The sequence below is a fragment of the Phyllobacterium myrsinacearum genome, from assembly GCF_014138285.1.
GTDB classification, from domain to species: Bacteria; Pseudomonadota; Alphaproteobacteria; order Rhizobiales; family Rhizobiaceae; genus Phyllobacterium; species Phyllobacterium myrsinacearum_A.
On the sequence record NZ_JACGXN010000002.1, the window covers coordinates 1 to 15,140 of the forward strand.

The following is a 15,140-nucleotide window of genomic DNA, read 5'->3' on the forward strand; positions in this document are numbered from 1 at the left end:
CATCCACATTCCGCGCTAAAGATGGCTTCCCCTCGGCAGTTTATCAAAGCATTATCTCAATAGCTGAACTGTCCGGCGAAACGGGGGGCACTCCAAGGTAGCATTCGCCGATCGAGGGAGCCCGCCCACCGTGATCATGCTTGCCACCCGTAGCCGAACGGCATTACTTGAGCATCGGGAGCATTCCCACTCCACCGGGCCGTGCATTCGCCGATGAGTATCACTTCGGCTTTGGTCCTATTATGCTGAGCGGAAACAGGAGAGGATGATCTATGTTCACAAGAAGCGATGATGAGCGTAGCGAAGCAGGCCGGAACGTGTTTGAGGCGATGCGCATCTTCAATTCCGAGTTGAGAAAAGCGACGAAGCTGGGTCTCAACATTGAGGTCCAGCAGTTGAAAATGCTCACCTCTGACGGCATGGTCCCGATTATATCGGTCGCCGTTCATAACGCTCCAACCTTTGTACCGGCTCCAGAAGTTTCCGTGGACGACCCGGCTCGGAGTGTTCGTTGTCAAAGTGCGATGCAGATCGTCTTTCAAAATACGGCAGAACGGGCCATGGCCGCTGGCTGGAGAGAACAAGAAGTCGCCGTGGCGTTAGTTGATCTTGCCGACAATCATATGCTCACGCTCGGATCCAATCAGGAGATCATGAAAGCCACCAAAAAAGCGATTTCAAAACTCGGCTCACGTCGACGTTAGTTAGCAGTGTTTTGCACCGACTAAAATTTACCGTGGGACGATCAAATGAAACGCATCTTGATTGTAGGCTGTCCGGGTGCAGGAAAATCCACCGTGGCGAAGCAACTGGCAGAGATGACGGGCCTCCCGCTTATCCATCTGGATCGTCACTATTGGCTTCCCGGCTGGAAAAGACCAGACAGCGCAGCCTGGCATATGACCGTGGAGAAATTGGTCGCCCAACCAGCCTGGATCATGGACGGCAACTACAGCGGCACTCTTGAGCCACGATTGCGCAGTGCGGACACGCTGATCCATCTGGATTATCCGACGTGGCTGTGCGTGTGGCGGGTGATACGCAGGACGGCTCGCGGATGGGGCCACAATCGGGATAACGAGCTCGCACCGGAATGCAGGGAGCGTTTCGATTGGCAGTTTCTTCGCTTCGTCATCAGGTATCGACGGGAGCAAAGGGACCGAGACTTGGCACGCATGACCGAATTTTCCGGCGAGATTCATCGGTTCACATCACCGACCGCTTTAAAGTCATTCGTCAGAACGATCAAACTGACGGCCAGTAGCAGATTATAAAGAGACCGCTATCGACGGGCATCAGTTACCGCATATCTGTCGCCTGTTTGTTCAGGCTACAGAGTGCTCGGAGGCGGTCGCGATGACCGACCTTGTCGGCGCATTCGACCCTGATTTGCGAAATTAGGTAGCAACCGCCACCAAAGTTAGTTTCTCTCATTCTCTGTCGGGCATCACTGCGATCGTCGTACCGTTTTCAGCAAACCCGGCCGATTGCTCTCTGCCAAATGCTCGCCAACAATCCTGAACCTCGGAAAAATTAGAATATAGCCGTACGACAATAATCTAATTTTATAGTCGTATGGCTATATTCTCGCGGAATGGGATTTCAGGATATCAAATGAATTCATCTATGTTTGGTGGCGGTTGCTACCTAATTCCGCTGATTTGAGCGAATGCTTTCAATTTCTTTTAAAAAAGCCACAAATCGGATGCGCGTGTTGCGTGTTGTCTCCCAAGACAATGCGAGACCCTGTTTCCTGATTATGATGAAGGCAGGCGGCTGGGTCTCTTCTTGAAATTGCCATGTATCGAGCCCACGTTTGAATTGTTGTCGCTCTCCAGTGTCAACGCGAGGCGCGGCAATCCCACCCCCGTTATTGCCGGGCCTCACCTATGCCGGACGCGAGACAGACCACGCCGAATGCAAGCGAGCGCGGGATCACTTCTTGGCGAAGGGCTTTTTATCTTTAGCCGTTGCGAGGGTTTTCCCGGTAGCATCCAGTGCTTTTACCGTTATTGAATAGTAATGTGTACCTTCCGGCGGGCACGGTCCTTTGTACTTAACCGCTCCGTATGGCAGAGAGGCCTGCCCCGTATAGGCAACTTTCCCGCCACCGTGATTGAAATCGATTGCGTTGGTATCCACCATTTTGACTTCAAGTTGTGTGGTTCCTTTAGGGACATCGCTCAATTTGATAGGCGGTGTGTTCGAGTCAAAACACTTCTTTGTCTGTCCCCACTCAAACGAGATACCCATTGCCGATGCACTCGTCATCATTGCTGCAGTCATGCATATTGTCAGAGCTGTTCTCAATTTAATCCCCACCCCATTTTTACCGCCAGCGCATTGGCATTTGGCGTCAGCAAAACATCTCACATGAGTCCCGATAAAGAAAACGGGTTTTGCTGGTTTTATTTTGGAACCGCACTTTCGACGTGCTTATTACTGGATGTTTTAACGAAAGCACGCGTTTATTATCAATGCAGGAAAGGTCAATTGATGTGCGCCCTTATCAATAGAGATAACAATTACGCCTGAGAAATGACATTTGTTCTCATTGAGACTGATCTTTTATAATTGATTGAACTATAGCGGATTTAACACTCGACGTCGCTTTCCCGACAACCTAAAAACAATCGAAAGAGTGTTGGCCTAGACTTGAACTATGTTGAGGTGTGCATGGAATATGAGTTCTCGGACGCCGGTTTGATTCAGGCTGATCGCATTCTTCGCATCTCGACGTCGCTTGGTACGGATGTTCTTCTGTCCGAAAAGATGGATGTTCACGAAGAGATCAACGGCCTGTTCGTGATCGGAATTGACGTCAAATCCAAGCGAACCGACATCAGGGCCGATGAACTTGTTGGCACGTTGGCTGATGTTTCCCTTGAGGTTGCCTATGGCGAGCGCCGACCATGGAATGGACTTATAACGGGCTTTCGGGAAGGGCCGCCTGTTTCCCGAGGACTTCGCTCCTACAAGCTGACCATCCGCCCGCAATTATGGCTGCTGTCCCAGCGCTCGGACTGCCGCATCTGGATGGATATGACCACGCTGCAGGTCGTGGAGACTCTGGTTTCGGAGCATGGGATCAAGGCAGCTGTAACTGGTGGTGTTGTCACACCTCCGGTGCCAATCCATTATTCTGTTCAATGGAACGAGACCGATCTTGCCTATCTCACGCGTCGCTTGGAATATGATGGTCTGTTCTATTGGTTCGAGCACAAGGATGGTGAACATACCCTCCACGTGGCCAGTCATCCTTATGGCTATACGCAAGGGCCGGAAACGGATGTCAGGTTTGCAGCGGGCTCAACCGACAGAAATCACATCAGCGAGTTTGCAAGAGATTATCAATTCACGCCGGGAAAACGCGCCGGAGGTGACTGGAATTTTGAAATGCCCAAGGGGCCGCAAGGGGCAACGACCCCCTCCCTTGTGTCACTGCCGAAGAATGCCGAGTACGAGCTTTTTCACTATCCATCAAAGGCCCTGGACCAATCCACCAATGATCAAGCCTCAAAATTACGCATGCAGGCGGTTGAAGCGGACCACGAGAAGATCGAGGGACATTCAACTGTCAGAACACTGGCTGCAGGACGGCGTTTCAAGCCGTATGAAGTAGCACACGCCGATCATGTCTTTGAAGAGTATGTGGTCACGGCGATTGTCCATCGTATAGTCGATCATTCCTACGAGACGGTGCAGGACGGTGAACTGGATTACAGCAATTCATTCATCGCGCTTCCCAGCCGGTTGCCCGCAACGCCGCATCGTCATACGCCCAACCCGCGCGTTGATGGTTCGCAGGTTGCCATCGTTGCAGGCCCCCCGGGAGAGGAAATCCATCCGGACGAATACGGGCGGATCAAGGTCTGGTTCCCGTGGCAGCGCAACCGTGCCAGAAAAGATGGTTCCGACACCTGCTGGATCCGCGTCATGCAATCATGGGCTGGCAGCACCTTCGGATCACAGATCATCCCACGCATCGGTATGGAAGTCATGGTTACCTATCTCGAAGGTGATCCCGACAGACCTGTTGTCACCGGGGTTGTGCCCAATCCGAGCACCAAAGTCCCGTATACGCTACCTGAAAACAAAACACGTTCGGTTATAAGATCAAATTCGCACAAGAGTAGCGGGTTCAATGAGATAACGCTTGAGGACAAGACGGCGGAAGAAAATCTGTTCCTCCACGCGCAAAAAGACCAGACGAGGCGCGTTCTCAACAACAGCACTGCCCGGATCGACAATCACGACATTCATTCAGTTGGAGGTAATCGCTCTGTTGAGGTTGCCAGGAACCAGAAGCATGAAGTTGGTGGATCAATGCATCTGACTGTTGGCGGCACAGGTCCGCAGGCAAAGGGCGAAGCTAACCGGCATAGGCAGATGGCCGAAGTAACGGCACAGATCATGAAAGAGGCGGCAAAACAGTCCGGCTATGCTGCCGATATCGACGCCTACGCCGATGCCATCCGCAAGTTGATGCTGGGCTTCTTTGAGGGAGAAAGTCTGAAAGGCCGCGATGGCGTAGTTGCGGGTTCCAGTCCCGGGGCTGATGCAGGAACCAAGCTTGCCAAGGCTGGTAGCAAGGTTGGCGAGGGAACAGGGGAACTCCTGCGGGAAAGCGGTATTCTCAACACCTTTGTCAGTCAGTTCCAGTCTGACACAGTCGGCATAGCGCGGGTTGAGCAGATTGGCGCAACCAAGGTAACTAATGTCGGTAAAACCCGTCAGCTGAATGTCGGGGATACCGATGTTACAACCATTGGTTCCACACAAGAGACACATGTCGGAAAGCACAAGGCCATCAACGTTGGCGATACATTCGACATTGAGGTGGGCAAGCGGTTTTCGGTTAAGGTTGGTGGCAATTCACTGGTCATGGACAGTAACGGACTCATCACCATCAAGGCCGCAACCATGAGTATCGTGAAGGGTGGTGGCGCACAACTCACAATCGGCCCCGGCCCTATCCTTTACACCCCCGTTCTTGTAAAGGGAGGTTCGCCTGGTCCCGATGCACCGGGCGTTCCGAACAAGACGCGCAAGCCCTTTGCCGAAGAGTGTCCGGAAGAGACAAAAGCCTGACCATGGTGGATACAGAGAAGCAAGAAAGCCACGGTGCATTCTCGTCAGGCAGCGTTAGTCCTGCAGTCACTCCGGCCGCATTCACGGTGCCTGTTGACGTGTTGCTCGGTAATCTCTGGCAAAAAACCGACGAGGATTTGTCGGTCTGGGCGTTGCTTGACGGACAATGGGTGCCGGATTTATGTACGCATCTCATTGAAAGCGGCCTGGAGTTCTGTAGCCTGTTTGAAGGCCCCCTCACGCAGGCGCGAATTCTCAACAGCCCATATCTTGTGCGTCTGGAGCGAAACCATAGTTTTACCAACTGGCTGCTTGCAGAAGGCTGGGGGAATGGCTGGGGCATATATTTCCAGGCATCTATGCAGCACGGCAAACGTCTTTATCCAGACACCCCCTCGCCGCACATTGCCAAGCGCCGCATCAAGGGGGAGTTTTTTGGTTCGGAAGGGCTGGAAGATGATGAAGAGACTATCGCCTTGTTATTGCGCAAACATTTCCGCCGGTTCACTCGTATAGAGTTTGAGGATGACGGTCGCATTGTAGCCTTCCGTTTCTTTGATCCGGCTGTACTACGTATTTACCTAACTCATTGCACTCCAGAGGAACTCGACGCGTTCTTTGGTCCGGTCAGATTCTTCCTTACTGAACGGTTCAGTGAGGCCGATACCCTCAACCGTTCCCACGAAATGCTCGTATTCTCGCGCGGCCTCGACACAGAGGCCATTGACGATAGACAATATCAATCCTCGCAACTGCGCGTGCAGATGCTCGATCTTGCGCAAATGGAGGTCATCCCCTTTATTCTTCCGGAAGCACGAATAGGAACTGCCTCGCGTTCGTCGCCCTATATGATGATCCGAAGCGGACATATTGAAGCGTTCCGGGAAGAAGAGACGAAACTGGAAATCGACAGGATTGCCAACGCTCTTTGTAAAAGATTTCCAGAAAAGAATCTTGACCGTGGGTATCTGCACGAACTGATCGGCGACCAGGCACGGTTAGGCAAACGATTCAATATTGATACAGAGAACGAGCTTCTTGCCCTGTCGTCATGTCGTCTCACCTTGGGCGAAATTTATTCGCAGCAGCCGCTTATCAAGCGGCTTTTAGAGGAAAATCTTGTGAGTAAAAACATAACTCTTGCAGAAGATCTGATCCAGGCGAGCGAGTATTACGCAGGCATGGCACCGGAGGGGACGCTGTAAATGGTGGAACTTCTTCAAGACCCGGCAGCAGAAAAGGTCGCAAATCGAATTACAGAAGAACAGGCGCGTCAAGCGGAAGAAAAAAAGCTCAATGACATTTGCGCTACCTGCACGTTCCAAATAACGATCTATGCCGGTTTTGAACCACCTGATACACTGGTCGGACATTCTTGGATACAAGTTGACGATGTCGATCCTTCAACCTGTAGGAAGAAAGGTGTAATCGTTAGAGGGTTTTGGCCGAAAGATCCGTTTAACTTCACAGATTTGAAGCAAGGCGTCTTTGGCGTTCCGGGTATTGTTAATAACGATGCGGACAAAATCGGCCCAGGGTCCGACCATCCAGTACAAGCACATAAAACCTTCACAATTAGCTGCTCTCAAGCTGTTAGAGCAAAAAAAGAAATAGAAAAATGGGAGAAAGCTCCAGGCACTTATCATGGATATGCACGAATGTGCGCGACATTTGCCTTGACTGTCTTACGAGCTGCTGGACAAGATTTGCCAAATGCAAGTTCTGAAGTGCCGGACCCGGAGGGTACGATCGCCAAAGAAACAATTGGCTTAGCAATCCCAATCTATTCTGGTGTCGAGACCCCTGTAGGTATTTATCACGCCATAACGGGAAAGAAGATCACCGATGTTATTAAATAACATTTGCAAATTAACGATCACATCATTCACTCTTTTTACATTTGGATCGCTCGTATGGGGAAATGAGATGGACGAAAGCAGGCAGACCATAACAAATTGCAAGTGTACGGGATTGAGCTTTTCATTAAGTCACGCAGTTAAAGATATTGCGGAAATGAGGTCGATAACTATTAACGCCGGGAGTCCGGGGCATTTCAATTTTCGTAGAGGAATGACATTAGGATCTAGTGAATTAAATAATATAAGATCAATATCAATAAATAATAATGATATTGTTATTGAATTGGACACTTCGTATGCCAATGATCCTGATATCCAGAAATTTGAATTCAATAATGTGCAAGAAGAGTGTCTAGATAATATACGTTCCTTAATTCCACTTCTTGAGGGTCGCATTGGCACGCAAAATAAATAATTGAAATCTTTATCTCTCCATGCTTGATCTCATCAATGAGAATAGGCCCTACGATCCTATAACGTCCGCCGAGATGGCGTCACTATTGGGATGGGACAGAGCGGGGTGGATTCGTCAAAACCTTCAAGCGCGACTATGTCTCTGTCAATCCCATTCCCGACACCGAAACCGTCATCGCCAAGTTCCCGTTGTGGTTCTAGCGCTACAACACGCTTCACCCGCACAAGGCATTAGGCTATCAGTCGCCGCGGGAGTTCTTGAACCGTCAAACAGAAATTGGAGAAGCTGCCTGAATTGAGATCTCATGCCGCTTAGCGCTGAAAATTTAGGGAGCGATAGTTCTGAAGATCACAAGCGAGCTTTAGGGTTCTGTGAGATGGTGATGCCGTCAAGTTTGATCTCGTTTGCCTGTTTTATGGCCCCTTCGAAAATCCAGACAGGGTTTCCGATACAATCGACCACTCCGTCCGAAATGATGACGCCGTCACCATCATTGACAGCAATGATTGGCCTCCCGTTGTGCTGGCTGTAGCGCGTAAGCTCAGTAACATAGCGTGCGCTCGCGTTGAGATGAGGGAAGAACTCGAACGGCAGGAGGTTAAGTGCGTCACCGTCTGTCACCTCCTCCGGTTTCCCCCCAGAGAACAACGTATCAATGGCGATCGTCGGGGTCAGGAGAATTGCGCCAGCGCTCGTACCAACTAGAATTTCGCCTCGTAGTGCCCAGGTCCGCAACAGATCGAACATACCGCTGTCTCTCAATCGTTTAAGGAAATTTCCTGTATGCCCACCTGATAGGTGGATCGCATCACAGTCGAAAAGCTCGGCCAGATGTTGACCGCTAAGTGGCTCGTTCAGATCGCAAAACCAGATCAGATCGAGGCCGTATTTGGCGTAATATGACTTTCTGTTTAAGTAGTAACGTCGATCTGGCTCGGGGCCGGATGGCAGATATGCCACCCGGGTTCCGGCTCTTTTCGTCTTTATCAATTCAACGAGACGGTAATCCATTGCCGAATTCTCAGGAATTACTTGATCACTGTAGAGCGCGAGATTGACCATCTTTCAGCCTACCGAGCCTTCTTCGGAACGAGCCCCGAAACTCACCGATTAAAATGACATTTGCAACGTCACAGAGGTGATGCGGTCGCAATGATTATTTAGTGGCATGATTATGAAGGAATGTCATTCGGTGAAAGCATGGCAGGTCTTTCGGCCCAGGATTTGTGCGCCGAGAGTTGGACATAAGAAATGGTGGCGTTTCTACTTGTGGCCGATGTTTCACACAGTTCCCATGAAGGCCGCACTTGCCAGCAGAATTCCAGTTAAGATATTCGCCAGGAACAGACGATAATTTACTTCCGGGCGGACAAGGTCAATCTTCCAAGTCTGCCATCCGAGATGCGCGGCGATGACCAGCATTCCAATGACATAAGGCGGAGACATACCCAACAGCCAGCCGCCAAACGACCACGCCCCGGTTGCCAGCGCAAAAAGTAGAACGACACAAGCCTTGCCGTGCCTGCCGAAGAGAATTGCCGTCGATTTCAGGCCAAGGCGGGTGCCGTCCTTCACGTCAACGTAGGCATAGATTGTATTGTAGCCGATTTGCCATGGCCCTGCCCACAGAAGCACAGCACCAGGCGGGATATACCCTGCTACCCTCTGCCCATACCATGAGCATTCCCCAATTGAAGGCTGCGCCCTGGACGGCTTGCTGCCACTGGGTAAAACGCTTGCACAGTGGATAGATGAACACCAGAGGCAGGACACATATTGCAATCGCACGCGTGTAAGAGGGGAGGAAAAGCAACAGTGAGGCCGCCAACCAGAGCTGAACGCCTAGAAAGACAAAGGCTTGTAGCGGGCCAATCTGCCCGCTTGCCAAGGGTCGGAAGCGATTCCGCTCAACATGGCCGTCAAAGTTCCGATCAGCAATATCGTTGGCTATGGAGCCAGCACTGCGCATCAAGAATGCGCCGAAAGAGAAGATAATCAGTTGCCAAGGGTTCGGGAACCCATAAGCCGCTTGAATCAGCGCGGCCCGACAGGGAAACAGCGTCAGCCATACCCTCACCACGGCAAAGAGCGTTGCAACTGGTTGTTTAACTCGGCAAGAATTTTACCTGGCCTGAATGTTGATGGTCCGAGGAGGTAGTACAGCTTTACTCGTTGACGAAATAGTATCCGTTCAACCGCTTCTCCCTTACGTCGCGGAATAGCTTGTTGGTCGCCAAGTGATTCTCGAGCATTGCATCATGCTCCCATGGCTCATCGATCAGGCACCAATCCAAGTGAAGAAACTCACCATCTTTCGAAACTAGAACGCCGATGCCACGCCTCGCTTTGCTGAGGTATTTTGCACCCATTGTCAGGTTCTGCAAACCGATCCTCCGTGCATGCTCACCTTCGGAGCCCGTCGTCTGTTTTTCCGGTGGAAAAGGCGAGAACATGAAACTGCAGTCGGTTTCCGGGAAGTAGAACCTATAGGGCCGTTCGAACTGCCCGTTGCGCACGGTTTCGATCGACAAGTCAAGCCGTTCCTTGGCGGCTCTCCAAGCCGATCTCGGTAGCTTCGCGAATTCGAGTAAAATGCGCGTGTAATCGCTGCTGCTGTCTGGATTCTGGATGTGATCCGCTAGACGGTTCATCACTGGAGCGAGATCGGCTTTGTCGGCATCGTCGACTAGGCGATCCAATGTCTTATGTGATGATGAGGACGGCAGTAGTTCATCGGACATAAAGGCCGCGAGTATGTCACCCTCGATAACTGTGTCCCCCGCTTCGGCCAGCTCCAGCACTACTTTCTCGCGATACTGAAGATATCGCCGGACCTCCTCGGGGACAGCCAGTGTCTGAACTACACGGCTATAGTCATTCCGTTCGAATACGTGGATGAAGCCAGCGGTCTTACTGACATGGTACTGAATGCGCCGACAATCATCTGGCAGTGAAGGACCGCCGGCATAGAGAATGATCTTCGCGAGATACCGTATATCGTTGCCGCTTACATCGTAACGCTGGCCGCGTTCATTGGCGATCGAGATTGTGTCGTGTTCTTTCAGAAAGCGAATGGAATCCTTGATCTGCCTAACTGCAGTACGCTGGATTGCATCTTTGAACCAGCGTCTCTCAACTTCCGGGGCTTTCTTAGGTCCGGCGCGCTCTTTCATCTGAATGACGAACGCGGTGTCCCCAAGCCATACAAAGCTGTCGGCGAGTTCTAGTTCCTGTCCCGGTCTCGGGGAAAACTGGTTCTGCGAAAATGTGAACTCCTTCCAGAAGGTGGAGCCGTTCAACTGAGCGGTGAATTCCTCGAGGGTCATGCGTTGCCATGTGCTTGAGATCGGTCTTGCGTCATATAGGTCTGATCGGCATCGTACTCAACAACAGCAGTTGATCGGTGTAACAATTCAGGTAAGGACCGTTTAAACGCTGACTCACCAGTGCCGAGAAATCTGGCCCAAACGCAAACTCACGGTTGAACGTCTGACTCGGGGTCAAAATGCATTCTGACCAAACAATCGACCAATGGAAGGTGTAGATAGGCAGCGACTGAATCTGCAGGTGCGCCATTGGAGTTTCCTGTGATCAGCTTCATGGATTAATCCCGCAGTGATGTTAGCGGCCCCTACCCTTTCAAATGCTACAGTGGGATGACAATGTCCGTTCACGAGGCCGTTCTATATATCTCCTAATCGAATGATTTGTCGTGCGGCGTCTGTTATCTGGACGTTGGCACACCGCTGTCACGCTTGCACAAGATTTGTATGAGTCCGGAATAAAAAAGCCCAATCGTGTCGAGTAAAACAATTGGTGAAGTGATCTAAAGATTCGCGCAAAAAAAGGCCGACAATAACGCGATGGGATTGCCGATCCTCACGTTGACACAGGAGAGCGACAACCATCCAAATCCGTGCCTGCGATATGGCAATTTCAAGAAGAGACCCAGTTTCCAGCCTTCATCACCAGAAACAGGGCCTCATATTGTCTTGGGAGACAACGCGCGCAAAACACATCTGGTTTGTGGCTTTTTAAGGGAGTAGCCCCAAACTTCGGAACGAGATCCTCGCGCCCCGCATTGCAGGGAGTATTCAAAGCGACAAAATCCATCGATGGGCAATACATCAGTGTATCTATACTTTTTTTCACTGATTGTTTTCCGCAGACACATCTTTCCGAGCCGTTTACAAAAACAGAAGAGAAGAATACTTTTCACATCCTCTTCTTAAATTATCCTCTCCAACGAAAGTGTAATTATGGTCAGCAAAATCGCACTTCCGCTCATGATGATTGGATCTCTTTCGCTTGCCGGATGTGTCAATACCGCAACCGGGCAGACTTACGATGCCGGAAATGCGAGTTTTCGGAAAGTTGCGGTTTCAGGGCAGCAAACGATGATCTGGAGTTCATTTTCCGCTAACAGCGATTGTTCGGGTGGGCCTGTCCCAATTACGAAGGTGTTGTCGGCACCTGCTCACGGACGGATATACATCATTGAAAAAATGGTGCACCCGACATTTGCGCCCGGCAATCCCCGATACAAATGCAATTCCCGTGCGTACAAGCAAAGCGTCGTATATTACACATCCGTGCCCGGTTACACTGGAGAAGACTCTGTCAAATTATCTGCAGATTTTCGGCATGACAATTTGATTGATTACGCGAATGTCGGGATCAGCGTGCGAAGGTAGCGCACGGGCATAGCGCACATGTTGAGGAACCTTGTTGTTATTGTCTTGACCATGCTGACCTTCGCAAACACGGCGAAGGCTGAAGACTTGCAGCTGACTCTCCCGCTACGGCCCAATGTTGAATACAAATTGGGAGATAAGTTTCCAAGCTTTGAGCAAATGCGGATTCAATGTTCAACAACGAAGATCAATAACTACCTCCCAGGCACCGAAGTCGAGAATTACTCGGTTTTCAGATCCGATGGCCAATGTTTGGTCAACGTCTACAACATCCTTCAAACGACTCCCTGCGATGGGAAGGAATACGCGGCTTGTCTTCAACCTAGACTGCAGAAGATGTTCTCTGTCGATCTGAAGGTCGTCGATACTGAAGAAGTAATGTGTGACACACTTGAAACCTGCAGGATTTCCTTCACGTTCGTCGGGGCTGATGACCTGAAACTACCCAAGGATTGCCAGTTTTATGTTTACGGACTGATGAAACAGGGCGAAAACGATGACACCCGCATCATTTGGGTCTACGAAATCTCTGTGAAGAATGAATGCTATCTGGGTTGAGTATTTTTTAGATCGCACCTCAGTAGACGGGCTCTGCTTTGCAAGCGGAATACGGCTCCGCACTAGCACAAGCAAGAGCGCCATTTGCGGGCGACGTTCCATACAGAGCGGATGGGCAAACTCTAATCCTTGCCAATCAAGCCCTTGGCGTCCATTTGATCGAGAATATTTTTAGCTGATGCATCGCCTTGTGCCGCGGCCTTGCGAAACCATTCAGCAGCCTGCCCCCAATCCTGAGGAACCCCGGTGCCCCAACCATACATGCGTCCCAAATTCGCCTGCGCATCGGCATTTCCCTGCTCGGCGGCTTTGCGAAACCATTCAACGGCTTTTGCGTCATCCTTATTCACCCCAAGGCCTTTTCCGTAGATAACACCAAGTTGATTTTGAGCAGATGCATGTCCTTGATTTGCTGCTTTGCTCCACCATTCAAAAGCTTTGCTGTTGTCTTGGCCCACGCCGTGGCCCTTGGCATAAAGTTGTGCGAGATTGTACTGCGCCTCGGCATAACCTTGCTCGGCGGCCTTGCGAATCCATTCGGTAGCTTTCAAATCATCTTTTGGTACCCCGAACCCGTCCAGGTACATTGTACCTAGATAGTTCTGCCCAATTGCGTAGTTTTGCTCGGCAGATTTTCGAACCCATTCGGCTGCTAGGGAATCATCCTTCGGCACGCCCTGTCCCTCATGGTAGTACCGCCCTAGAGTATGCTGTGCGCGATCATAGCCCTGCTCGGCAGCTTTTCGTATCCACTCGGCGGCGAAGACATAGTTTCGCTGCGTCCCCTTGCCTTCCGCATACATTGCCCCAAGATCATATTGTGCATCTCTATAATTCTGGTCTGCAGCTTTGCGAAGCCACTCCAAGGCCTTCACTTCATCTTGCGGTACCCCAATGCCGTCCCGATAGGCTAAACCCATAAAGTTCTGCGCTTGTGGAAAGTGTTGTTCGGCTGCTTTCCGAGCCCATTCAGCCGCCACAAAATAATCCAACGGCACGCCCTCACCCTGCGCATACATGACGCCGACGTTATATTGCGCCGGGGCGTAACCTTGGTCTGCAGCTTTTCGATACCATTCGATTGCTTTGGCTTTGTCCTGTACTACACCTAATCCTTGATCAAAAATTAGCCCAAGATAGAATTGTCCCCAAGCGGAACCGCTCTCGGCCATGGGGACGAGTTCTTGATAGACCTTCTGCCAGTCTTTAGTAGCAAAAGCGGTTGCTACCTCAGCTTCGCCAGCAAATGATCTGTTGGATTCCGATGTGGCAAAAACTGCAATAACCGCAGCCAAAGCTAATATCGCCAGTTTCATGCGCATTGCGCCTGAACGTTTACATGTGTCTGGCTCGCGTGCCTGTTCGACGATGTTTTCCAAAATCCCGCCCCCTGCCCAAGCACATTATATCTAAGAAATGACTGAAATTGCGCCTCTTTTATTGAAGCGGATCACCGGTGCATTAGCAGTGGCAACTGTGGCGGTTGGTGCAGTCTGGTTTTTTTCAGCCATTCAAAAATACCTTCAGAGATTGGGAGAGTATTGAGGTTCCACTTATTGAAAAACAGGAGCAGATTGAGTTGGGAAGGCGGGGGACGTTGTCGCAAAACAGCTCGCTGCGCTTGCTCTGCAGCACAAAGAATACGTTCCACCTTGTCGATCTGACGAATATCCCGATACCATCTGACTTTCGCCCCCGATCATTTTTTGCATCCTCGGGGTCACTCCTTGTCACAGCAGCAAAGGCGAGCGGAATATCGCTGAAATCGACTTTCCGGAAGCAACCTGGTACCCATCAGACGATATCGATATCGTGGCGACATCTCAGATTTCAGAAGAGCAACTGACAGCAATGGCGGCTGCATTCGATCGAAGCGTTCCTTTCGATGTCAACTTCCACATCGCTGAGACCGGAACAACGTTTTTGCCTTTGGTCGACGGAAAGGCGATCCGGGAAAATGGGCGCGCGCTGTCTACAGAGCGACTCGAGGTGACGCAGTTCTTGCAAATTAAGGGAGATACCCAATTGGACGACCACTCTCATAAATTCAAGATCCTCGAAACGGAACACTGGCTGGTGAACCACCGAACGGATTCGGCGCTTCCCGGCTATCTGATGATCGGTTCCAAGAAATTCACAAATGACCTGTGGGAACTACCCGAGAATGCGCTTGCGGAACTCGGTCCATTGTTTGCCAGATTTCAACGGGCATTACGGCTGAGACTGGATGCCAAGCGCGTCTATATTGGCCGTTATGGACACATGCCCGGATATCCCATCCATTTCCACGTAATACCTATTTACAACTGGGTTGAATCCCTCTTCTGGCAAGATGAACGTTATCGAGCACTTGCTGGCTTTGGTGAACCTACGGAAGAACTAGATACCGACGGCGCAGAACTGACCTTTTTCGTCTGGCGGGAGTTTTGTGAGCGACGAGTGCCGCCACCTGTAAGCGGGCCATCCGTTTCAGAGATAATTGGAATATTGCGGGGAACTGATCGTATTACCCAATGATGTTAT

At 50.8% G+C, this 15,140-nt stretch carries 11 protein-coding genes and 2 pseudogenes; 8 read left to right on the forward strand and 5 right to left on the reverse strand.

Annotated elements, in window-relative coordinates; all coding sequences use genetic code 11:
- Nucleotides 1–272: 272 nt before the first annotated feature.
- Nucleotides 273–704 (forward strand): hypothetical protein, encoded by a 432-nt coding sequence (locus FHW16_RS28815; protein WP_246711701.1) that lies wholly within the window; start codon nucleotides 273–275, stop codon nucleotides 702–704.
- Between the two features lie 45 nt (nucleotides 705–749).
- Nucleotides 750–1,274 carry an AAA family ATPase gene (locus FHW16_RS09605; RefSeq protein ID WP_182548998.1) on the forward strand — a complete coding sequence of 175 codons (525 nt, stop codon included), beginning with the start codon at nucleotides 750–752 and terminating at the stop codon, nucleotides 1,272–1,274.
- Nucleotides 1,275–1,935: 661 nt separating this feature from the next.
- Here the strand turns inward: FHW16_RS09605 and FHW16_RS09610 are convergent.
- Complete coding sequence (locus FHW16_RS09610) at nucleotides 1,936–2,286, reverse strand: phospholipid-binding protein (protein ID WP_246711702.1); 351 nt, start codon at nucleotides 2,284–2,286, stop codon at nucleotides 1,936–1,938.
- Between the two features lie 390 nt (nucleotides 2,287–2,676).
- Here FHW16_RS09610 and FHW16_RS09615 point away from each other — a divergent pair, with 390 nt between their 5' ends.
- The 4 genes and pseudogenes from FHW16_RS09615 to FHW16_RS09630 all read left to right on the forward strand — a co-directional run.
- Nucleotides 2,677–5,091 (forward strand): type VI secretion system Vgr family protein, encoded by a 2,415-nt coding sequence (locus FHW16_RS09615; protein WP_246711703.1) that lies wholly within the window; start codon nucleotides 2,677–2,679, stop codon nucleotides 5,089–5,091.
- A 2-nt stretch (nucleotides 5,092–5,093) separates the two neighbouring features.
- On the forward strand, nucleotides 5,094–6,296 hold the full coding sequence (locus FHW16_RS09620) for a DUF4123 domain-containing protein (RefSeq protein WP_182548999.1): 1,203 nt from the start codon (nucleotides 5,094–5,096) through the stop codon (nucleotides 6,294–6,296).
- On the forward strand, nucleotides 6,297–6,950 hold the full coding sequence (locus tag FHW16_RS09625; protein WP_182549000.1) for a hypothetical protein: 654 nt from the start codon (nucleotides 6,297–6,299) through the stop codon (nucleotides 6,948–6,950). It abuts the gene before it with no gap.
- Between the two features lie 525 nt (nucleotides 6,951–7,475).
- Nucleotides 7,476–7,658 (forward strand): annotated as a pseudogene (locus FHW16_RS09630) (integrase core domain-containing protein); the annotation flags it as partial.
- Nucleotides 7,659–7,713: 55 nt separating this feature from the next.
- On the opposite strand, the gene FHW16_RS09635 reads toward FHW16_RS09630, so the two are convergent.
- The 3 genes and pseudogenes from FHW16_RS09635 to FHW16_RS09645 form a co-directional block, all read right to left on the reverse strand.
- On the reverse strand, nucleotides 7,714–8,427 hold the full coding sequence (locus FHW16_RS09635; RefSeq protein ID WP_182549001.1) for a Type 1 glutamine amidotransferase-like domain-containing protein: 714 nt from the start codon (nucleotides 8,425–8,427) through the stop codon (nucleotides 7,714–7,716).
- Between the two features lie 219 nt (nucleotides 8,428–8,646).
- Nucleotides 8,647–9,442 (reverse strand): annotated as a pseudogene (locus FHW16_RS09640) (4-hydroxybenzoate octaprenyltransferase); the annotation flags it as partial.
- Nucleotides 9,443–9,530: 88 nt separating this feature from the next.
- The gene (locus FHW16_RS09645) at nucleotides 9,531–10,691 is read right to left on the reverse strand and encodes a hypothetical protein (RefSeq protein ID WP_182549002.1); all 1,161 of its coding nucleotides are present in this window, start codon (nucleotides 10,689–10,691) and stop codon (nucleotides 9,531–9,533) included.
- A gap of 1,413 nt (nucleotides 10,692–12,104) precedes the next feature.
- Here FHW16_RS09645 and FHW16_RS09650 point away from each other — a divergent pair.
- Nucleotides 12,105–12,617: a hypothetical protein gene (locus tag FHW16_RS09650; protein ID WP_182549003.1), complete on the forward strand. Its 513-nt coding sequence runs from the start codon at nucleotides 12,105–12,107 to the stop codon at nucleotides 12,615–12,617.
- Between the two features lie 122 nt (nucleotides 12,618–12,739).
- On the opposite strand, the gene FHW16_RS09655 is transcribed toward FHW16_RS09650, so the two are convergent.
- Complete coding sequence (locus FHW16_RS09655; protein ID WP_182549004.1) at nucleotides 12,740–13,996, reverse strand: tetratricopeptide repeat protein; 1,257 nt, start codon at nucleotides 13,994–13,996, stop codon at nucleotides 12,740–12,742.
- Nucleotides 13,997–14,642: 646 nt separating this feature from the next.
- Between FHW16_RS09655 and FHW16_RS09660 the strand changes: the two genes are divergently transcribed.
- Nucleotides 14,643–15,134 carry an HIT family protein gene (locus FHW16_RS09660; RefSeq protein ID WP_182549474.1) on the forward strand — a complete coding sequence of 164 codons (492 nt, stop codon included), beginning with the start codon at nucleotides 14,643–14,645 and terminating at the stop codon, nucleotides 15,132–15,134.
- The last annotated feature ends 6 nt before the right edge of the window (nucleotides 15,135–15,140 follow it).